Annotated in this window: 19 protein-coding genes; 5 read left to right on the top strand and 14 right to left on the bottom strand. The window is 57.7% G+C overall.

From position 1 onward, the window contains the following. The first annotated feature begins 16 nt into the window (after nt 1–16). The 3 genes from CFBP6623_RS20240 to CFBP6623_RS20230 are packed head-to-tail and all read left to right on the top strand — an operon-like array spanning nt 17 to nt 4,093. Entirely contained in the window at nt 17–736 is a 720-nt protein-coding gene (locus CFBP6623_RS20240; protein ID WP_046801964.1) for a fimbrial biogenesis chaperone, read from the top strand. Further along, nucleotides 708–3,146, top strand: a complete 2,439-nt coding sequence (locus tag CFBP6623_RS20235; RefSeq protein ID WP_046801963.1) for a fimbria/pilus outer membrane usher protein — start codon at nt 708–710, stop codon at nt 3,144–3,146. Before CFBP6623_RS20240 ends, CFBP6623_RS20235 begins: the two co-directional genes overlap by 29 nt. Further along, complete coding sequence (locus CFBP6623_RS20230; protein ID WP_046801962.1) at nt 3,143–4,093, top strand: Csu type fimbrial protein; 951 nt, start codon at nt 3,143–3,145, stop codon at nt 4,091–4,093. The genes CFBP6623_RS20235 and CFBP6623_RS20230 overlap by 4 nt, the downstream gene beginning before the upstream one ends. A gap of 17 nt (nt 4,094–4,110) precedes the next feature. Here CFBP6623_RS20230 and CFBP6623_RS20225 read toward each other — a convergent pair whose 3' ends face one another. Then, the gene (locus CFBP6623_RS20225) at nt 4,111–4,998 is read right to left on the bottom strand and encodes a LysR substrate-binding domain-containing protein (protein ID WP_046801999.1); all 888 of its coding nucleotides are present in this window, start codon (nt 4,996–4,998) and stop codon (nt 4,111–4,113) included. Between the two features lie 107 nt (nt 4,999–5,105). Between CFBP6623_RS20225 and CFBP6623_RS20220 the strand changes: the two genes are divergently transcribed. After that, on the top strand, nt 5,106–6,359 hold the full coding sequence (locus CFBP6623_RS20220) for an aromatic ring-hydroxylating oxygenase subunit alpha (protein ID WP_046801961.1): 1,254 nt from the start codon (nt 5,106–5,108) through the stop codon (nt 6,357–6,359). After that, complete coding sequence (locus tag CFBP6623_RS20215; protein WP_046801960.1) at nt 6,349–7,440, top strand: FAD-binding oxidoreductase; 1,092 nt, start codon at nt 6,349–6,351, stop codon at nt 7,438–7,440. Before CFBP6623_RS20220 ends, CFBP6623_RS20215 begins: the two co-directional genes overlap by 11 nt. A gap of 94 nt (nt 7,441–7,534) precedes the next feature. On the opposite strand, the gene CFBP6623_RS20210 is transcribed toward CFBP6623_RS20215, so the two are convergent. From CFBP6623_RS20210 to CFBP6623_RS27030, 13 genes are all read right to left on the bottom strand, one after another. Next, on the bottom strand, nt 7,535–8,545 hold the full coding sequence (locus tag CFBP6623_RS20210; RefSeq protein ID WP_046801959.1) for a GlxA family transcriptional regulator: 1,011 nt from the start codon (nt 8,543–8,545) through the stop codon (nt 7,535–7,537). Nucleotides 8,546–8,577: 32 nt separating this feature from the next. Next, nucleotides 8,578–9,576, bottom strand: coding sequence for a 4-hydroxyproline epimerase (locus CFBP6623_RS20205; RefSeq protein ID WP_046801958.1), 999 nt, complete (start codon nt 9,574–9,576; stop codon nt 8,578–8,580). 10 nt (nt 9,577–9,586) lie between these two features. Then, complete coding sequence (locus CFBP6623_RS20200; protein ID WP_046801957.1) at nt 9,587–10,444, bottom strand: ABC transporter permease; 858 nt, start codon at nt 10,442–10,444, stop codon at nt 9,587–9,589. Next, nucleotides 10,444–11,289 (bottom strand): ABC transporter permease, encoded by an 846-nt coding sequence (locus CFBP6623_RS20195; RefSeq protein ID WP_062654435.1) that lies wholly within the window; start codon nt 11,287–11,289, stop codon nt 10,444–10,446. The genes CFBP6623_RS20200 and CFBP6623_RS20195 overlap by 1 nt, the downstream gene beginning before the upstream one ends. 21 nt (nt 11,290–11,310) lie before the next feature. Further along, entirely contained in the window at nt 11,311–12,402 is a 1,092-nt protein-coding gene (locus CFBP6623_RS20190; RefSeq protein WP_046801955.1) for a quaternary amine ABC transporter ATP-binding protein, read from the bottom strand. Nucleotides 12,403–12,487: 85 nt separating this feature from the next. Beyond that, nucleotides 12,488–13,339 carry a glycine betaine ABC transporter substrate-binding protein gene (locus tag CFBP6623_RS20185; RefSeq protein ID WP_046801954.1) on the bottom strand — a complete coding sequence of 284 codons (852 nt, stop codon included), beginning with the start codon at nt 13,337–13,339 and terminating at the stop codon, nt 12,488–12,490. A gap of 78 nt (nt 13,340–13,417) precedes the next feature. After that, a complete protein-coding gene (locus CFBP6623_RS20180) occupies nt 13,418–14,764 on the bottom strand; it encodes an NAD(P)/FAD-dependent oxidoreductase (RefSeq protein WP_046801953.1) in 1,347 nt (448 codons plus the stop codon). Then, nucleotides 14,761–16,278, bottom strand: a complete 1,518-nt coding sequence (locus tag CFBP6623_RS20175; protein WP_046801952.1) for an aldehyde dehydrogenase — start codon at nt 16,276–16,278, stop codon at nt 14,761–14,763. The genes CFBP6623_RS20180 and CFBP6623_RS20175 overlap by 4 nt, the downstream gene beginning before the upstream one ends. Beyond that, complete coding sequence (locus tag CFBP6623_RS20170) at nt 16,271–17,185, bottom strand: dihydrodipicolinate synthase family protein (protein WP_046801951.1); 915 nt, start codon at nt 17,183–17,185, stop codon at nt 16,271–16,273. The genes CFBP6623_RS20175 and CFBP6623_RS20170 overlap by 8 nt, the downstream gene beginning before the upstream one ends. Then, on the bottom strand, nt 17,182–17,898 hold the full coding sequence (locus CFBP6623_RS20165) for a GntR family transcriptional regulator (protein ID WP_046801950.1): 717 nt from the start codon (nt 17,896–17,898) through the stop codon (nt 17,182–17,184). The genes CFBP6623_RS20170 and CFBP6623_RS20165 overlap by 4 nt, the downstream gene beginning before the upstream one ends. 423 nt (nt 17,899–18,321) lie before the next feature. Continuing rightward, nucleotides 18,322–19,638: a sensor histidine kinase gene (locus CFBP6623_RS20160; RefSeq protein WP_170979864.1), complete on the bottom strand. Its 1,317-nt coding sequence runs from the start codon at nt 19,636–19,638 to the stop codon at nt 18,322–18,324. A gap of 50 nt (nt 19,639–19,688) precedes the next feature. After that, the gene (locus tag CFBP6623_RS20155; RefSeq protein WP_046801949.1) at nt 19,689–20,363 is read right to left on the bottom strand and encodes a response regulator; all 675 of its coding nucleotides are present in this window, start codon (nt 20,361–20,363) and stop codon (nt 19,689–19,691) included. Nucleotides 20,364–21,369: 1,006 nt separating this feature from the next. Next, a complete protein-coding gene (locus CFBP6623_RS27030; protein WP_232370449.1) occupies nt 21,370–21,495 on the bottom strand; it encodes a tripartite tricarboxylate transporter permease in 126 nt (41 codons plus the stop codon). Nucleotides 21,496–21,532: the final 37 nt, after the last annotated feature.

Raw genomic sequence — 21,532 nt, 5'->3', positions numbered from 1 at the left:
ATAGGGAGGATCGCGCATGCGTCTTTTTACCTTAGCGGCTGCGTTTATTGCCGGTTTGAGTGTCTCACCTTCACACGCCGCATCTCTGCGGGTTTCACCAGTCATTCTGGATTTAAGGGCACCGGCAGCGGCATCCAGCCTGCGCATATGGAATGATGCGAGAACGCCCATCAACGTTCAGGTCAGGATATTTCGCTGGACCCAGCAAAACGGCTCAGACGTCTATACTGCGGCAGAGGACGTCGTCGCCAGCCCGCCGATGACGCAGCTGAAACCGGGCGCCGAGAACCTTATCCGTATCGTCCGGCTTTCCAAAACACCCATCAGGGCGGAAGAGAGCTATCGCGTCATTGTGGACGAATTGCCCTCTGGGGGAAGACCCCAGTCTGGCACGGTCAATCTGGTCGTTCGCCACTCCATACCTGTTTTCTTTTCGCCCGCTTCCACAGGCGATGCCGAGCCGGTCTGGTCGATAACGCGGCAGGGCAAAGGTTACAGGGTATCCGTTTCCAACAATGGTCAGAAACGGATACGGATCGCCAACCTGAAAGTTCTGGGCGGCAACGGGCAAGCGATTGCCCAGCAGCAGGGTCTGGTGGGTTATGTGCTCGGCAAATCCGGTGCAAGCTTTCTTGTTCCGGCAACCGGCGGCAAAAAAGCTGGTGGCACACTGAAGATTTCGGCTGAGAGCGAAGGCGGCCCCGTCAATGCGACGGCGCGCGTCAACGGCGGCTGACCTTGCCGTTTTGACGATTGCAGGTTTGACGATCTTTTCATCGAGCAGTTTATCCGTGGCGCAGGATTTGCCCCCTGCAACGCAGCCCACTTCTTTTGCCGCAAAAGAAGCCGGGCCATTGCAGCTCGAAGTCTATATCAATGATGTTTCAACGGAACTGATCGCCACATTTCGTCAAAACGACGCCGGGTCGCTTCTTATCGAACCGGAGCAGCTGAAGAACATCGGGATTTCGCCGGTTGAAAGCGCTGCAGGCGATGATGGCTGGATCGATGTCTCCAGGCTGCCGGATGTGGTGACGCGTTATGATGAAAGCACGCAGTCGGTCCATTTCGCCCTGCCCACGGCGGCACGGGCAAGCAAGGTCATCGACGCATCCGGCAGGAGCGATGAGCAGGAAGACGAGGACGTGCAGGACAGGGCCACAAGCGATTTTGGAGGTCTGGTGAACTACACGATCTACGGCTCGTCCGGTGGCAACAAATGGTCGGATCTGACCGATTTCAACGGTGTCTCCGCCCTTTTGGAAAGCCGTGTGTTCGGCCCGCTCGGCGTGCTGTCTTCGTCTCAGGTCTTGAGCACATCCCGCCTGTCGCAATTCGACACCCAGCGCCTCGACACCACCTGGAGCTACTCCGATGAGGACAGCCTGACGACATACCGGGCCGGAGACCTGATCACCGGGGGGCTGAGCTGGACACGTCCGACGCGGCTGGGCGGCGTGCAGATCCGCCGAAACTTCGATCTGCGGCCGGATATCGTCACCATGCCGATGCCTGAATTTGCAGGCTCCGCAGCGGTGCCCTCCACCGTCGATGTCTATGTCAACAATATCCGCCGCCTGTCGCAGGAGGTTCCCGAGGGGCCATTCTCCATCACCAATCTGCCGGTCATCAGCGGTGCGGGCAATGCAAGGCTGGTGGTGCGGGATGCGCTGGGGCGCGAAACCGTGTCCGAAACGCCTTTTTATACCTCGCCGGATTTGCTCGCGCAGGGTCTCATCGATTTTTCGGCCGAGCTTGGCTTTGCCCGGCGCAATTACGGCGCCTCGTCTTTCGATTATGATGACAGGCCTCTCGGCTCTGCAACGGTGCGTTATGGATTGTCGGACGGGTTGACATTGGAGGGCCATGCGGAAGGCGGTGAGGATTTCTACAATATCGGTTTCGGCGGCGTCTTCACGCTTGGAGCCCATGGGCGGGCGGCGATTTCGGGCGCATCGAGCCGTTTTAACGCGGAAAGCGGTTATCAGCTTTCCGCAAATGTCGAAGCCGAATTGCTCGGAATACGGTTGAACGCACGCTCGCAACGGACATTCGGCGACTATAACGATATGGCATCCGTTTCCGCCGATACATCGAAAGTCCGCACGATAGCCGGCCTGCTCAGCGCGCGGCCGCCGCGCGCGCTCGACCAGATTTCCGTTTCCACGCAACTTGGTTTCGATGAGACGAGCCTTAACTTCTCCTACACACAGCTGGAAACTTTCGATGAAAGAAAATCCCGGCTGCTTGGCCTTTCCGCCACGCGGCCCTTCGGCGAAAACGGCAATATCTTCGTCACCGCTTATAAGGACCTCGAGGACAGCAATTCCTACGGCATCTATGCCGGTCTCTCCTGGTCGTTCGGCGGCGGCGTCTCCGGTTCGGCCGGCATGTCCTCCGATGCGGACGGATATTCTCTGACGGCCGAAGTCGGAAAATCCGAAGAACAGGCGGAGGGAAGTTATGGCTGGCGCCTGCGCGGTTCGATGGGCGGCAACGATATCGCCTCCGCCTCCGGCAGTTATCGCGGCAGCGTCGCACGTGTGTCGGCCGGCGTCGATCAATTCAACCGCACGACACAGGCCTATGCCCAGATCGACGGATCGATAGCGCTGGCCGGCGGCGATGTCTTTATTGGAAACCGGATCGATGACGCCTTCGCCGTCGTGGATGCGGGCGCGCCCGGCGTCGATATTCTGCTGGAGAACCGCCCCATCGGCCAGACGAACCGACGCGGAAAGATATTGCTTCCGAACCTGCGGTCCTATGACGTCAACAACATTACGCTGGACCCCAGCAATCTTCCCGTCGATGCCCGCATCGACACAACGAAACAAACCGTCACGCCGACAGAGCGCGCCGGAGCAGTCGTCAACTTCAAGGTGGAAACCGAGGGGCAGGTGGCGCTGGTGACGCTGAAGGATGAAAGCGGCCAGTTTATCGAAACCGGGTCGACCGGCAAGATAGACGGTGAGCATGACTTCATCGTCGGTTATGACGGACAGGCCTATCTTGATAATATCGGCGAAACACATCGGCTTGCCATCACGCAACCCACGAAGGGAGAGTGCGAAGCGCAGATTACCGTGTCCCCTGCCGCCAAGACACGCGCCACCCTTGAAGCCATATGCAGGAGCGTTCAATGAAGGTTCTGACCCGGGCTGCCCTTGCCATCACCGCTTTCCTGTTCGGGACACCGGTTCTGGCGCAAAGCTGCAGCTTCAGCATGTCGGACATGAGTTTCGGCTTCGTCAACCTTACAAGCGGCAGCGCCGTGGATACCACCGCAACATTGTCGGTCACCTGCTCCAACCCTTTGTCACTGGCGCTTTCCGTCCGCATCTGCCCCAACATCAACGCCGGTAGCGGTGGGCAATCGGGCGGTATCCGACGGATGCTGCAAGGCAGTAACATCCTCAATTATCAGCTATATCAGAACTCCGGACGCACAACGCCTTGGGGATCGGTCACCCAGCCCGCACTTGGATCACCTCCGCCTATCGATATGGCGCTGCCCCTCCTCCTTAACAGCACGAGCCGTACCGTTTATGGCAGGATCACCGCCGGTCAGGCCGCTGCCGCGCGCGGCCCCTACCTCTCCAGCTTTGCCGGCGCCGAGACCAGTTTTACCTATACGTCATTCCTTTTATTGGCCCCGAACTGCTCCGACGTAACCCAGAACCCGACACAGGTGCCATTCAACGTTACGGCTGCGGTATCGCCGACCTGCATCGTCTCGGCGCAAAACATCAATTTCGGCAGTCACGGCGTTCTCAACACCGCAGTCGATGCGACCGGGGCCATCGCTCTTACCTGTACCAGCAACCTGAATTACAGCGTCGCCCTCAACGGCGGCCTGAGCAACAGCCCACCGGCTTCGCGCCAGATGGTACTGGCGGGCGGATCAATAACCTACGGGCTCTATCGCGACGTCAACCGCACGAATGTCTGGGGAAGTGCGGCTGGCCAAATCGCCACCGGCACCGGAACCGGTAGCCTACAGACACTGACCGTCTATGGACGTGTACCGGCGCAGAATACACCGGCACCGGGAGTTTACAGCGATACGGTCGTTGTGACGGTCAATTACTGAGCGATGTGCCGCCCCGTTTACCCATGCAGCGCTGCGGTAAGCCAGGCGGCCGCGCGGTCGATCGCCATTGTCCTTCTCGATTTGATCGGCAGGACCACGTTATAGCGAGCGCCGGAAGCCATTCGGGTGTCATCAAAGGGCACCAGCGTCCCGTCGTCCAGAAAAGTCTTCACAAGAAGCCCCCAGCCAAGCGCCAGGCCCTGCCCTTCGCGTGCAGCAAAAATGGTTTCGGTGTAATGATTGAAGCGCAGCGTCGGCTTTATTTCGAACCGGACATCGAGGTTGGAAAACCAGTGGCTCCATGAAAGCCATGACCTGTCCTCAACATCCGTTTCTATCAGATCATCCGACGCGACCAAGCCTCCCCTTCCGCGCTTCTCCAGGTAACCGGGTGAACATACGAGCATAAGCATGTCGTCGCACGATGCGATGACCGTTCCGTCGTTAAACGGAGGAACACCGTACCGGATCGCTATGTCGATATCCCCGTCATCAAGATTGATGCGCGTATCCTGTGAAACGACCCGGATCTGAATTCCGGGGTTCTGCGCGCGGAAATCGGCAAGGCGCGGGAGCAGCCAGAAGGACGAGAACGCAACCGTCGCTCCAATGGTGACGATGTCTTTCGCCGATCCCTTGATGGCATCGATTGTCTCAGCAATGTTGACGAAGCTTTGCGCCAGTGACGCTCCGAGAGCCTCACAAGCAGCCGTGGGCTCGATTGCCCGGTGCTTACGAATAAACATCGGCACGCCCAGCTCACCCTCCAGCAGGGCGATCTGTCTGCTGACCGCCGCCTGGGTAACGCCAAGTTCCCCGGCGGCAGCGGTGAAGCTTCTCCGACGCAAAACCGCCTCAAGCATGATCAGCGCCGTAAGCGACGGCAGGCGTCTGCGAAACTGCATCATAGCCTCTTTGCATTACATTTCATTATGTCAACGTAAGAATTAATGCTGTTGAGAACCAAGGGATGCAAGCGCAATCTCCATAGAAATAAACATCAGGGGATATCATGCTAAACAAGCTCGCATCATCCATCTCGTCATTGCTCGATGCCCGCACCAACGGGCACTCCCTGCCCGCCGGTCTCTATACGCGCGACGACGTGTTCGACGCCGATATCGAGGTGTTTTTTCACAAGCACTGGATCTGTGTGGGTCTCGACTGCGACGTTCCGGAAGCCGGTGACGCCACAGTAGTCGACATCGGCAGGACCAGCCTCATCCTCCTGCGGGACGACGAAGGCGAAATCCGCGTGCTGCACAATGTCTGTCGCCATCGTGGTGCGCGTCTGCTGGATGCGGGCAGCACGATCATCTCGAAGCTCGTCTGCCCCTACCACACCTGGACCTATGAACTGACCGGCGAGCTCAGCTATGCGCCGCATATGGGCAAGGACTTCGACAAGGACTGTCACGGCCTGAGGCAGGTGAATTTCAAATCGATCGGCGGCCTGATCTATGTCTGTCTTTCCGACAATCCGCCTGAAGACATCGACCTCCTCGAGCGGACGATGGCGGAGCGTCTCGCCCCCTATGACATCCGAAATGCGAAGATCGCACATCAGACCGACGTCATCGAGGATGGCAACTGGAAGCTGACGATGGAAAACAACCGCGAGTGCTATCATTGCTCGGCAAACCATCCGGAACTCTGCGTTTCTTTCGTCGATCTCGACTTCGGTTTCGACCCGGAGACCTTGAGCGCCGAAGACCGGGAGCAGGCGGTAGAACATTTCCGGCTTTATGAAGAGCGAACCAGGGCATGGGAAACGGATGGATTTCCCTCCTCGGCCGTCGAACAGCTTACGGATTGCGCAACCAACTTCAGAACGCAGCGTCTGATCATTTCCGGCGCCGGCGAATCCCAGACCCATGACGCGACGGCCGCTTCCGCCAGGCTTCTCGGCCACATGAGCCGGAAGGATCTGGGCGACACACACCTCTGGGGACACAATTCCTGGAACCACTTCATGGGAGACCATGCGGTTGTTGCAATCGTCATTCCGCTCTCAGCCGGAAAAACCCTGGTGCGAACGAAGTGGCTAGTTCACAAGGACGCCGTTGAAGGCGTCGACTATGATCTCGACAAGCTGACCGATGTGTGGATCGCGACCACCGATCAGGATGCGGATCTGGTCGCCCGCTCCCACGCAGGCGCCCTTGATCCCGCCTATCGGCCCGGCCCCTATTCCCGTTTTTCCGAAACCAATCTCGACAAGTTCGCGACGTGGTATATCGACCGGATGCGCGCCAATGGATATTGATCTCGCAACAAGGAAAAGCGGTGCGGTTGCAGATTGCGGCGTTTGGGATCCGGAGCATGACGACACGCTTGTCTGCATCGACGTTCATCAGGAAACCCATGATGTGAAGAGTTTCACCTTTGCATCCCCGCACGGCAAGCGGTTCGATTTCGAAGGCGGCCAGTATTTTCTCTTCGATTTTCCGATGGGGAACGATGCCGAAGCGCGCTGCTACAGCATCTCGTCTTCGCCCCACCGGTCGAATGCTTTCAGCGTCACGGTCAAACGCGTGGCGAACGGTCGGATATCGAACTGGCTTCACGACAATCTGGCAAGGGGCATGACCGTAAGCGCGCAAGGCCCGCTTGGGCACTTCATCCGCCCTTATGCCCTCTCTTCCAAACTGCTTCTTCTCTCCGGCGGTTCGGGAATAACCCCGGTGATGTCGATCCTCCGCGATCTCGCGGATCGCTGCGAACCCGCAGATATCGTCTTCATGCACGCGGCGCGAACGCCGCTCGATCTGATATTTCGCGACGAACTGAACTGTCTTGCCGCCCGAATGAAGGGGTTGCGGCTGCATTTTCTTCCCGAGACAGTACTTGGTGAACCTGCATGGCCGGGTCTGACCGGCCGCATCACAGCCGATTTCATGAAGCTTGCCGTGCCCGATATTGCTGATCGGACCGTCATGTGCTGCGGCCCGGCGCCTTTCATGGCGGCAGCCCGCTCGATTTCATCGGCGCTCGGCGTACCAACTGAAAACTATATCGAAGAGAGCTTCGACGCGGCAGTGATCGATGAACCGGGGCTTCCAGCAGAGGAGGCCCTGGCGAGCAGGGTATGGCAGGTTGAATTTCAGAAGCAGGGCCGGAACATTGAAGTGGGAAGCGACCAGACCGTTTTGTCGTCAGCAAAAAAGTCCGGGGTTCGCCTGCCTTCGTCCTGCTCCAACGGCGTTTGCGGCACATGCAAATCGAAGCTGGTATCCGGCACCGTCGACATGAACCACAATGGCGGGATACGGCAACGCGAGATCGATGCGGGAATGTTTCTGCCTTGCTGTTCGCGACCACTGAGTGATCTTGTCATCGACCGCTAATGGCCGGCAGGGGTGAACGGCATCACATACAAAGATGCCGTCTCCCCTTCTTGCAACAACTGAAAAATCGATCGTCAGTGCTTCCGGCGTGACGTCAATTCGCTCCCAAAAGAGCCGAACGCAGGTGGGACGGAGTCTGCCCAAACTCTTTCTTGAATGAGCGTGTAAATTGCGAGGCCGTGTGAAAGCCGAGATCGAGCGCGATATCGGTCACTGGCAATTTCGTCTGTGTGAGAAGCACCTTGGCGCGCTCAAGACGCACCCGGACATAGGCCCGTGCCGGCGAAATGCCCGCTTCCTTCTCGAAAATCCGCTCCAGCTGCCGGCGCGTCACCCCCACGAATGCCGCGAGCTGAGCGATCGGCATATCACCGTCAAGATGCTGCTCCATCATGATCATGACTGCCCTGAGGCGCGAATCCCTGTATTCCTCGTAGAGCGGTCGCCGCGGCTGGATTTCCAGATGGGAGCGCGCCTTCTCGATCTGCAGCACTTCAAGGGCGTTTCGCTCCGCATCGGGGCTGATGTGGCGCCGTACGAGAGCCGCCGCCATATCGGCGGCGCTGCTGCCTCCGGCGCAGGAACCCCGGCGTCTATCCAGATTGAATATCCTGTCAGGCCGGACTGACAGTCCGGGAAACCGCTCCCTGAACGCCTTGGCATGAAGCCAGCTCACGCAGACGTCGTGGTTCTTCATCAACCCCGCTTCGGCCAGAATGAACGTGCCGGTGCAAATGCCGAGCAAGGGAACCTTCCTCGCATCGGCAAGCTTTAAAAACGCGATCGTCTCATGATCGACGGGATCCTCCCTGTTCAGCAATCCGCCGATGACGGCGATATAATCGAACCGGGTGGGATCGACAAAATCCGATGTCGGGGCAACCTGCACACCGCAGCTTGAAATGATGAGGTGCCGAGTGCTGCCCAGCACCTGCCAGTCGGCTTTTACCCGTCCCGAGCGATCCTGTTCGTCGCTCGCAAGGCGCAGGGTATCAACAAACATCGCGAAGGCAGACAGCGTGAATGAGCGCGCCAGCACGAAGCCGACCTTGAGCCGGTTTGTCTGGTCCGTTGCCTCACCCTCCTTGTGCTGTTCCGGACGCATCGCCTCGCTCCCCTCGCCGTTGCCTCACCCACTCACGAAATCTGAAACCCGTGGGCGAGCGGGTCGCGATCATCGACATAGATCGTGTTGTGTCCGATGACACGGGCCCAGGCGCCAATGCTTGGGATTATCCCTTCAAACGAACCGATGTTTGCCGCGCTTTCGACACGCCCCTCAAAGATCGTGCCGATGAGGCTCTCGTTTCTATAGGTTGAACCGACCGGCAGACGTCCCTTTCCGTGGAGCTGCGCCATGCGCGCGGATGTGCCGGTGCCGCCCGGAGACCTGTCGATCGCCTTGTCGCCATAAAATACCGCCGACCGGCCATCGGCACCGCTGCTGACGGGCGCGTCACACCAGATCGCGTGATGCACGCCTCTGATGCGCCCATCATCGGGGTGGAGGGGATTGCAAACCATCTCCAGAGCATGACGAAGCTTCTGGCTGTATTCGATAATTTGCGATGCGGTCATTCCCTCGAAACCTTCCCAGTGTTTCTGGGGCTCAATCACGGCGTAGAAGTTGCCGCCATAGGCGATATCGACGACAAGCTGTCCGACACCGGGGACATCGACCTCGATGTCGCTTTGATGAAGGTAGCTCGCGACATTATGCAATCGGACGGCGTCAACGAAACCATCCTTCATCGTGTAGGTGACATCTACCCTGCCTGCGGGTGTTTCGATTGCAACGACACCCGGCGTGCGGGGTTTCACCAGGCCTTCTTCAATGGCCGCGGTGACAACCCCGATGGTTCCGGCGCCGCACATCGGCAGGCAGCCGCTGACCTCGATGAAAAGGACGGCAAAATCGCAATCCTCACGATGGGCGGGATATATGATGGCACCAGACATGATGTCGTGCCCCCTTGGCTCGAACATCAGCGCCCGACGGACCCAGTCATGCTCGCGAATGAAAATTTCCCGCCGCTCGCCCATTGGCAGATGCGGCAGCATCGGCCCACCGGCTGCGACAAGGCGGACCGGATTTCCGCAGGTATGGGCATCGATGCAAAAAAACGACTGTCTCACGGAGCTTTCCTCAATCCAGTGCAGGTCTCGCGACCGTGTTGCGATCAAGCAGACCCCGGCTCAACCGATCGAGAAGAAGTGCGACGGCGACAATCGCAAGGCCGGCGCGCAGGCCAAGACCCATCTCCATTCGCGTCAGACCACGTGTGACTTCCGCGCCGAGCCCTCCCGCTCCGACAAGACCGGCAAGCACCACCATGGCCAGAGACAGAAGGATGCATTGGTTGAGTCCGACGAGAAGTGTCTGTCTGGCGAGCGGAATTTCAATCTTCCACAGCACCGAGCGAGGATGCGCACCGATGGCGCTTCCAAGCTCCTTGAACTCCCGTGGCACCTGGTTGAAAGCCAATGTCGTCAATCGCAGCATGGGCGGGATGCCATAAACAATCGTCGCGATGATCGCCGGCACGCGCCCGAGGCTGAAGATCATCACGGCGGGGATCAGATAGACCCAGGGCGGCACCGTCTGCATGACATCGAGAACCGGGCGAACAATCGCTTCCAGTGTCTTGTGCCGGGAGCACAGGACGCCGATCGGAAATGCGATCGTGACTGAGATCAGCACGGCAACGGTGACCAGTGCCACCGTCTGCATCGATGCGGTCCACAGGCCGACAAGCAGGCAAAAGCCGAGACAAAGGCCGGCAAGGATCGCCGCCCTGACGCTGACGGCAAAAAACGCGGCGATAAAAACGATCACGATCAAAGCATAAGGCGGCACCGAAAGCAGCGTCGCCTCAAGGGCGGAAAGGACGGCCTCCACCACATAACCGATTGCCGCAAAAAGCGGATGCAGGTTGGTGTTGAGCCAGTCGACGGCCGGAGCCAGAATGGCACCGGGTGAAAACTGCAGCGTTGTATCAGCCATCACGTCCTCCCTGCCCCGATACGGGCGGCACTCTGGGTAATGCGATCAAGCACCATCGTCAGGACGACGATTGCAATCGCGCCGTTGATCGATGTGGCGATATCGAGCGTGCGGATCGATCCATAGATCGTCTCGCCAAGCCCGCCGGAACCGACGATGCCTGCGATCACCACCATACCGAAGGCCATCATCAGGCTCTGGTTGACACCCGCCATGATGCTCGGAAGCGCAAAGGGCAGGCGGATCTTGAAAAACATCGTGCGCGGCGTCATGCCGATTGCCTCGCCCAGTTCGAGAAACTCGTTGGGTGTCATTCTGATGCCGAGCGAGGTCAACCGGATCGCAGGCGGAATAGCGACGACGACGGTGGCGATCAGCGCCGTGGCGGGGCCGTATCCAAGGAGCGCAATGGCCGGCAGCAGATAGATATAGGGCGGTAACGTCTGGATCAGGTCCAGCCCCGGCTCCATGAACCTGTCGAGCGCGGTGAAGAAACCCGCCGCAATACCAATCGGAATACCGATGACCAGCGCCAGCACGGTGGCGGTCAGCACCAGCGCCAGCGTGCTCATGGTTTCCGGCCAGAGACCCATGGCGTAACAAAGCATGAGAGCAAGGCCGCTCAGAACCGCGAACCAGCGATTGACAAGCCGCCAGCCCACCAGCGCCACGAGGACCGCCACCAGATAAAACGGCGGCAGCTCCAGCAGCCAGAGAATACCATTATAGAGACCTTCAAGAACCAGTCGGACATAATCGAAAAGGGATTCGCCATTCTCGCTCACCCATTCCAGCGTTGCATCCGTCCATTCATCGAAGGCGTCTGTGAAGCCTGAAGTGTCCATTTCACGAAGCTCCAGTAAAGATCACGCCGCCGCGCGGTCGTTGTTGGAGGAACCCTTGACGCCCATGAGGAGACTGCGGGGGGTGACGATACCGACGACCTGCTCGTTATCGACCACGGCGATCGCATCGCGTTCCGACTGCATCGTCAGCGAAATCAGCTCATCGATGTCGGCGTCCGGCGTCGTGCGCACCAGCGTCGAAAGGTCCGAATTCGGTTGGTCCTTCCTGTAGTCGCTGACACTGTGCATGACCGAATGCGCCTTGATCAGATGCAGGCGGGAAATGCCGGCCACGAATTCCGCAACATAATCATCCGCCGGATTGAGAATGATGTCTTCGGCAGTCCCGGTCTGAATGATCGCGCCGTCTTTCATGATCGCGATGCGGTCTCCGATGCGGATCGCCTCATCGAGATCATGGGTGATGAATACTGCGGACTTGCCGAGCTGCTTTGTCAGCTGGCGGAATTCGTCCTGCAGCTGCCGCCTGATCAGCGGGTCAAGCGCGCTGAACGGCTCATCCATGAGAATGATTTCGGGATCGGAAGCCAAAGCGCGCGCAAGACCGACACGCTGCTGCATTCCGCCCGACAGTTCAGCCGGGTATCGCTCAAGCCAGTCAGCCAGACCAACCTTCTCGAGAGCCTGCTTTGCGGTGCTGTTGCGCTCGGTCTTTGGTATGCCCTGAACTTCAAGGCCGAAGGCGGCGTTTTCAAGCACCGTCCGATGCGGCAGGAGCGCCACGTTCTGAAACACCATGCCGATGTTCTTCGCCCGCATTTCACGCAGATCGGACGGCGACAGGGCAGCAACGTCCCGTCCCTTGACAAGCACTTTGCCGGCGCTGGGCGTGATGAGCTTGTTCAGCAGTCGGATCAGCGTCGACTTTCCGCTGCCAGAAAGCCCCATGATGCAGAAGATTTCGCCGCGCCGAACCTGCAGGCTGGCATTGTTCACGCCAACAACGCAGTTGAATTGCTGCAGCACTTCCTTCTTGCCAAGCCCGCGTTCGGCAATCGATCGCATCGCGGCGCCGGTCTTGTCGCCGAAGACCTTCCAGAGGGACTGGCAGTCGATCAGGATTTCGCTCGATTGAGCAGCGTCGATTTTCATGGCGGTTCCCTTGAGCCAATTATGCTGGCTTCTCTGGTTGCTTTGACAAAAGCCGCCCGACCGGTGCCGGGCGGCGAGTGCGCGATCAGTTCTTCTTGATATTTTCCCAACGCTTGATCAGGTCGGCATGGGCGCCGATCCAGTCCTGAACGGCCTGGTCCATGGTCTTGCCGTCCTTGACCGCACCATTGATCGCTGTGATATCGGCGATCGGCACGTAGACGCTGGCCATGACTTCGCGGGCGTGCGGATTATCAGCGGAGAAACCCTTCTGGCCGATCCAGTAATAGCCTTGCGGCGGCGGGAAGACGCCTTTCGGATCCTTGAGATATTTCACTTCATATTTCTGGACCATCCATGACGGCTCCCAGACCGTCACCGCGATCCATTCCTTGCGGTCATAGGCCGACTTCAGCGCCGCCGTCATCGCCGCGGTGCTGCCTTCCACCAATTGCAACTTGATGCCGTAATCCTTGACCGCGTTCGACGCGTCCTTCATCAGGCCGGAGCCCGGCTCGATACCTATGATCTTGCCGCTGAATTTGTCGCTGTTCTCATTGAGCTGTTCGAGGCTGTCGATCGGCACGTATTTCGGAACCGCGATGCCCTGATAAAGACCGTGCGAAACCGGCGAAATCTTCTCGAGGCGGTTCTTGTTCTTGTTCCAGTAATCCTGGGCCACATAGTCGGTCTGCGACGCCAGAACCTGGATGTCGCCCTTTGCGAGAGCGGCATAAGCGATGCCCCATTCGGAGAATTCGGTGACCTTGACGGTATAACCGGAATCTTCGAGGACCTTCCTGGTGATGCCGGTAATAGGTGTCAGATCCTCCCAGGACAACGTGCCCATGTTGATGGTCTTCTCTTCCGCACGGGCGGGAAGCATGCTCATTCCAATCATGGCGGCGGCGCAAAGCGCCTTCCACATCGTCTTCATCGCTCTTACTCCTGGTTTCTTGTTCCCATCTTTATTGAAGCCGCGCCGGACGCGAGCCTCTTATTGCGCGGCGAAGGTTCAACCCTCGCGGCCTGCACGCAATTCCTGCAATCGGATCACGCCGTTGATGCCCAGCCATGCAAACGGCTCGGGCGGTATTCGCGAAGGCTGCGGGTGATCCATGTATCGGCTAAGTTCCGGCGACGTCGTCCCGGTCGCAAGATCGGCGGCCATCATGCCCGCCAGAGTGCTTTTCACCGTTCCAAGACCGTTCTCGCAGCAGGCGGAGAAGAGCCCCTCCTCCACCTCGCCGAAGGCGGGTGCATGGTTGCGGCTGAGACAGAGACGCCCGGCCCAGCTATGTTCGAAACCGATTTGCGCCAGTTCCGGGAAACGGGCATCGAGCGAACGGCGATGCTCCTCTTTCATCCTGGCCATCCGGTGCTCACCGACGGCAACCTTCGTCTCGTAGGTGTACTTCGTGCGGATGACGATCCGCGAAACACCATTGGTGGTGATCTTGCGAATGGTCGCACCCATGGCGTCTGCGGGAAGCAACGCCCAGCGATCCCGACCGGAAACCGAAGAGCCAAACTCACCAGCGGGGAAGCCCGCCGTCATGGATGCATAGGCGAAGATGTGCATCAGCCGACCGCCGAAATGGCCGAAATCGTCGATATGTCCGTTGACGCCGAGAATAACCTTTGTCGCATTGACCGATCCGGACGGAGAGGAGGCAATCCACCTTCCATCCTTTCGTGTGAGCGATGTGACCGGCGAGCACTCGAAAATATCGATCTTGTCCGACAGACCGGCGGCGAACTGGCGCACATAATCGGCGGGCTGGATCAGTACTGTTCCCGGCGTATAGAGCCCGCCGAGATAATAGCTCGACCCGGTGAGTTCCCGCATTTCCTGCGCGTCGAGAAATAAGTGCTTCTCACCAGCCGCCTTCAGCGACTGGCCGAAATTCGCATTCAGCTTCATTCCGCGCCCGGTGGCGGCCGCATTGGTCTTGCCGGCGGGATCGAAGGTCTCACGCGACATTCCGTAGTCCTGAGCCGCGTCTTTCGCGAAAGCAATAGCAAAGCGGTTCTGCGCCATCTCCACCCGCGTCGCTTCGGCTCCGCCGCTGGAATATTCGCTTGCGGAGAGATTGTGCGGAACATCGATCATGAAACCGGAGTTACGGCCCGACGTGCCCTTGCCGATTTCACCCGCATCCACCAGCACGATTTTTTCACCGGGACGGAGAGCGTGTAGACGTCGGGCGGCCGAAAGGCCGGCAAAACCCGCGCCGATGACCAGCCAATCGGCCGATACGACACTCTCAAGCTTTTTAAGCGGGAAAGGGCGCTGGCTGATCGCCTCCCAACCGGAGGCGCCGTTTTCGACTGGAAGACGCCTCACGGTTCCTGTTGTCATCTCACCGTCTCATCCACGGAGCGCTCGGAAACGTCGATCCAGATCGTCTTCAGTTCGCAATAATTGTCGTGAGCGAAGATCGACTTGTCGCGGCCACCGAAACCGGATTCCTTGTAGCCACCAAATGGCGTGCTGGCGTCGCCCTCTCCGAAGCAGTTGACGGTGACGACGCCGGCACGGATTTCACGCGACAGCTTGATGGCGTTGCGCAGGCTGCCGGTATAGACCGAAGCCGTCAGTCCGTAATTGGTGTCGTTGGCCAGTGCAACAGCCTCGGCCAGCGTGTTGAACGTCGTCACCGACAGGATCGGCCCGAAGATTTCCTCCTGGAACAGCCGGCTTTTCGGCGCGACACCATCAACGACGGTCGGTTCCACAAAGGCGCCGTTCTGTGTGCCGCCGCCATGGACGACCGAAAGTTTCTCCGCCCTGGCGTCCTCAAGGAATGAAGTCACCTTGTCGAAATGCGCCTTGTTGACCAGCGCGCCGATGCGGTTTTCGGGATCAAGCGGATCACCCGTTTTCCACTCGCGCAGATAAGCGCCGATCCTGTTCAGAAGCTCGTCCTTGACCTTCGAATGGACGATCAGGCGCGAGGTGGCCGAGCAATTCTCGCCCATGTTCCAGAAGGCGCCGTTGACGACCTGCTCGGCGACCAGATCAAGGTCCTCGGCATCATCGAGGACGACTGCCGGGTTCTTGCCTCCGCATTCCAGTACGACCTTCTTGAGGTTGGAATCGGCGGCATAACGCAGGAAACGGCGGCCTGTCGGCGTCGAACCCGTGAAAGCGACCATATCCACATCCATATGCAGGCCAAGAGGTTCGCCCACATCCTTGCCGTTGCCGGTGACGACGTTGAAAACACCCGCTGGAATTCCGGCCTCATGGGCGAGTTCCGCAACCCGAAGCGTGGTGAGTGTCGTATCTTCCGCCGGCTTGACGACGATGGAACAACCGGCGGCGAGCGCCGGGCCGATCTTCCACGCCAGCATCAGCAGCGGGAAGTTCCATGGCAATACACATCCAACGACGCCGATCGGCTCGCGCAAGATCATGGTCAGCGCATTGGAACCGACAGGAGCGGTGTTGTCATAGAGCTTGTCGATCAGCTCAGCGTGCCAGCGCAACGTATGAATGGTATCGGGAATATCGACCGTCTGGCACTCGCGCACCGGCTTGCCGCTATCGAGACTTTCCATGACCGCCAGTTCGTGACGGTTCTCTTCGATCAGCTTTGCGAGCTTGAGAAGCACGGTCTTTCGCTCGCCCGGATGCTGCAGACGCCAGCGACCGTCATCGAATGCATCGCGTGCCTTGAGAACCGCGAGATCGACATCCGTGCTGTCGCATGCGGCAATCCTTGCAAGCGTTTCGCCGTTTGCCGGGTTCTTGGTCTTGAATGTCTTGCCGGAACTGGCCGGACGAAATGCGCCATCGATGAAAGCGCCCGCCGGAAACTGGAGATCGGCGGCAATCGCCTTATATTCGGCGGCGGTCAACGGTTCATGCATGACGATTGGCTCCCGACGTGATCTGACCGACCGTCCGCTTCAACGTGGCGACAACGGTCTCAAGGGTTCTCTTTTCTTCGGAATTCATCGGCCGCAGCGGCGCGCGGACCGGTCCGGCCGTCAGCCCGATGATCTCGCATCCATGCTTGATCGACTGAACGAATTTGCCACATTCAAGGAAATCCATAAGCGGCAGCATTGCGGTCATGATCGCGCGCCCCTTGTCGAAATTCTTTTCGATGACGCAGGCCTCATAGAGCGCGACATGTTCTTTCGGCAGGAAATTCGAGCCGGCGCAGACCCAGCTTCTGGCGCCCCAGGCGAAGAATTCCAGCGCCTGATCGTCCCAGCCGCAGGACAGGGCAATATGCGGAAACTTCCGGGCGAGCAGATGAAGGTTCGCCATCTCGCCAGAACTTTCCTTGATGGCGACGACATTCTTCGATTTGCCGACGCGCGAGAAATATTCCTCACCCATCATCACGCCCATGCGCGCCGGATAATTGTAAAGCATGATCGGCATATTGGCCGCGCGGTCGACGGCAAGCGCGTGAACCGCATTCTCCCGCTCGGTCGGCAGCGCATAGGGCGGTGTCGAGACCAGGATTGCGTCTGCGCCGATTTCCCTGGCGGCCTTCGCGTATTCGATCGAATCCTCGGTGCGGGTCGCACCGGTCCCGATGATCAACGGCAACCGTGTGCCGATGACCTCCTTGGCATAAGCTGCGAGATCAAACCGTTCCTGGCTGGTCTGGGCGTAATATTCACCGGTCGAACCGCCGACGATGATACCGTGAACACCCGCCTCGATCAGCGATTCCAGCACTGCGGCGAATGCTTTCCGGTCGATCTGGCCGCCCTCGTCGAGCGGCGTTATCGCCGGGGTGTAGATACCCTCAAACTTCACGATGACTTCTCCAGTGATTGCGTGGCCGGAGCGCCGAGCATCGCATCCGCCTTGATGCCCTGCGGCGCGATGAACATCTCCATGTTCTCGCGCGACAGCTCCCAATGTTCGAAGACGAGATCAACAACGGCGTCCTCATCATGGGCGCCCAGCGCCTCGATGAAACTGTCATGGTGCTCGACAGCCAACTGCAGGCGTCGTTTCATGTCTGCACTACGCGGCCGAAAGAATGTGTGGCCAATGCGCGCGTGATCGATGAGAAGACGACCGAGACTCGGTTGCAGATAGGCATTGGCCGACATTTCGCCGAAAATCTCGTGGAAACGATTGTTCTGCAAAACCATGCTCAGCGCGTCTTCGTCGCCGCTGGCTTTGCGGAACCGCTCCTGCGTTTCCTTCAGATCGAGGAGTTGAGCCGGTTTGAAATTCTGCACCGCCAACCGCCCGATCGCCGCATAAATCATCGGCGCGACCTGGAAGAAGTTGCGAAGCGTCGTGTGGTTCATCGGGATGACGCGCGCACCCCGGTTCTCACGAATATCGATATATCCCTCGCCTGCCAGCCGACGAAAAATGTCACGCACGGGCGTCCGGGACAGGCCGTAATGTTCGCTCAGGGACACTTCATCGAGATCCGCGTCCGGATCGAGCTCCATCGTCAGAATCTGCCGCTTCAGATCCTCATAGAGACTGCTCTTAACGGTCTTCGCCATCGCGTAACTCCGAGCTTCCTGATGTTGATAACTCGAAGATTGCACGGACAAGACAGGACGTCAAGCAATTGTGTACTTAAAGTACACATTAGGTGCAATGAAAAAACACAATTTAGCAGGATACTGGAAACTCGTAATGTGTCAGGGCTCGCAGGCCAACTTTCGAAAGCGTGCCCATGCATCAGCAAGACGCAGACGATTGTCTGCAACGCTCGTTAAGGATGTGGAGAAAGTCCGGGGAACGCCCTTGCAGTCGCATGCATCACCTGCCCCAATGCCGCGATCAACGAAATCGACGCCAGCGTCGCTGCTCATCCCATACCGGCGCTGCCCCACGCGCTGAAGTCGAGCGCCGGGCCGCGTTTCCGAAAAGGAGGAAGTGATCACGATGCAAGCAGTTACAGGCCGGGCATCCCCGCCAATTTAAGTTCCGGCTTCAGACCGCGGAAACGCGAGGCTCGCCATCAAGCCACCTTCCGCAGCCTCCTCCAGGTGAACAAATCCACCATGGGCCGCCATGATCTGGCTAACGATGGCCAGCCCCATACCCGTTCCCTCGCATGTACTACCATTGCCACGTACAAACGGCCGCAGCATTTTCTGACGCTCCATTGCCGGAATACCTGGACCATTGTCTGAAACCCGCAGTGTACACGAGGGGAGTACATCGACCGTGAGTATCTCTGTTCCTTGTGCGTGGCGCATGGCGTTGATAATCAGATTGTCTAGCGCGACGCGTATTGCCGGCTCGGAGCCGGAAATCATGACCCGTTCTTCTGGCGCGTTGAACTCAATTTCCATTCCGTGCTTCATGGCGGACGGAACATGATCCGCAACGATAGCGCGCGCCAAAGTCGTAAGATCCAAGACCGAAAATGTAAGGGACTGGCCGGATAAACGGGCTAGTTGCAGCGATGTCGTTACAATCGATGCCAGGCGTGTTACATCGCGAACCAGCACCTCCCGCACTTCAGGATCTTGAACTAAATCAAGTTTGATGCGTAATTTGGTCAAGGGCGTTCTCAGCTCGTGAGACGCACTGGCGAGGAAGTTTCGCTGCGCTTCAAATGCATTATCGATCCGCGAAAGCGCAGTGTTGAACGCGGCAACCATTGGCTTCAACTCTTTCGGGGTGTCATGGTCAGATAGTCTGCGACCATTGGGAAGGCCGTCAATATCTTCTGCGGAGCTAACGACCCTTCTTACTGGGGCAGCGATTGTGCGACGCATCGTTATGAAAGCGATAGCAGCTGTCGTGATGAGAACGGCACCAAGTAAATGGTACAATCCCTGCGGCCAAACCAACCAGAGCGCGCAAATTAGCATTTGAGTATCAGAAAGAGAAACTCCGCCGACAGAGACAGTTACACTTGAATCGCTCTCATCAACTCTCTTCGCCCCGATATAATCCCTACCGCCAACCATGTAGCTGAATTCATATGTAAGCATTTGAGATGGGGCAGCGTCGAGAATCAACTTGGCTGAAGGCGGAACCGTACCATGCTTGGCAGTCTTGATACCGTCGTCGACGACGTACCAAAATTCTGGCTGACCTTTAGCCAATTCAATCGTCTTTGCGGGCACATATGCTGAATTTGGTGAGCCGCTTCTGGTGTCCTTCGTTTCCTCGATTAGGAATCTGCCAACAATATCCACAGCGATACGCTGGCGGCTATCGTTATCAGTCAGTAGAAATACTATGAGCGTCACAACGGTGCTTATCACCATGATGAGCGCCATGCCGAGTATAAGCACGCCGGCGACCGGCAAAGCTATCGATCGCGTTCGGTTCATTGTTCGTGCGCCAACATGTAGCCGATGCCGCGGATTGTCTGGATCGTGATGTTGCAGTTTGCTTCACGCAGTCGCTTGCGTAGTCGGGACACATGGGAATCCAGCGCGTTGGATTCCAGCTCGTCGCCGATATTGTAGACGGAAGCCTCCAGATTATCGCGTTGCACGACGCGACCTGCACGCCGGATAAGTGCTTCGAGGATAGCGAGTTCACGTCTTGGGATGGCCAGCACATTCTCATTAATCATCGCGGAACGATTTATGAGATCGAATGACAGATTGCCAAACTGCGCGCAGCCTGTCTCATCCAGATTATAGCGACGCAGGACAGCACGCGCCCGTGCAACAAGCTCGATTGGTTCAAAAGGCTTTCCAACATACTCATCGGCCCCTCTGTCGAGCGCACATACGATATCGGTCGGATCGTCTAAAGCTGTCAATATAAGTGTCGCCGGCCTTGGCCGGAGTTGTCGCAGTGTAGGCAAAAGAGACAGACCATCACCGTCTGGAAGGTTACGGTCTATGAGGACAAGGTCGAACTTGAATGTAAGTAGTGCGGCTTCCGCATCTGCTACCGTATCAAATGTATCTGCAACTCCAATGGATTCTTCCATCATTGCCTTCAGTGACGAAGCCAGCTCACGATCATCTTCAACGATTAGAATACGCATGGATCACCACTTTTTTACTATGGTTGACTTGGATGATCGGAAACGCCCATCGTGAAAGGTGGCTCCGTTCCTACGATGAACCTCTTTTGGACAGCCTAGGCATGGCGGTGTTCGCCAAAGCCTCGAAGGACCGCCGCCTAGTCATAGTCATACATTGGAGAATCATAACCGCGCCTAAAACGATATTCACGTGACATATCGAGCCGCTGCAGGCAATTGGCGTAGGCATCGGTACCGCGAACAAATCCATACCCCGAGCAACGATTTTCCTGCTCGACGGTTTCGCAGCCGGCAATTACAGTCAACAGACAAAGAATAATGAGAATTCGCATTGAATGCCTTCTTTCTTTTTTACTGAAGCGAAAATAATTCCACAGTATCTTCACAACATTACATGCTATATCGCCTTGTTGCTTAACACTCACCAATGGGGCGCACCCATTTTTCCTATGAAGATCGCTGCATCTGGAGAGTTTCTAGGGAGCGTGGCACCTTTGGCTGCCCGCGATATGGTGTTTCCTCTTGAGTTGAGGAGGGTTTGGGGGTTGCACGTTGTGACAACATTGCAGCCCCAAATTCACCCACGGAATCTGCCGAGAGATTTGATTGTGCTCTTTTCCGTCTCAGTGCTCTGATCACACCAATTCGGCTGTGATGCTCCGCACTGGCGCCCTCAATTGCTGAATTTGTTCGTAAATGGATGCAGACGAATGCCCGTCTGCGTTTCACTCAATGAACTGCCCGTTTCTGTCAGCTATTTGCTCGACGCAAACGAGCAAATCGCACGGACGGCTTTCGTCTCGAAAACTCTCACGACGTGCTCACAAGCCTATTTCCCGATCAGCCAACTCGTCGGTCAGGCGATGTAGCTGGCGCTCTACGCCTGGTTGGTTTTCGGCAAACGACTGGCAATGATGCTGGCATCCAGCGCCTCATAGCCGTTGAGATCGATCACCCATCTGCTTGATGAGAACAGCGCCGCCGCCGTGCATGGATTCCGGCATGATCAGGAGTTCGCTGATAGCAAAAAAAGCCCAATCACGACGATGGCGAACTGGACGCCATCGACTAGATTGGGTGAGCCGAAGGTAAAACGATAGACGCCGGATTTGGCATCAATACCGATCGTCAAGATCCGAGCTAGATTGCCAGCGTGGCTTTTACAGCGC

This window comes from Agrobacterium tumefaciens (assembly GCF_005221385.1).
Lineage (GTDB): Bacteria > Pseudomonadota > Alphaproteobacteria > Rhizobiales > Rhizobiaceae > Agrobacterium > Agrobacterium tomkonis.
Note: the sequence above shows the minus strand (reverse complement) of the source record. Positions and strands in the feature narration are given on the sequence as shown.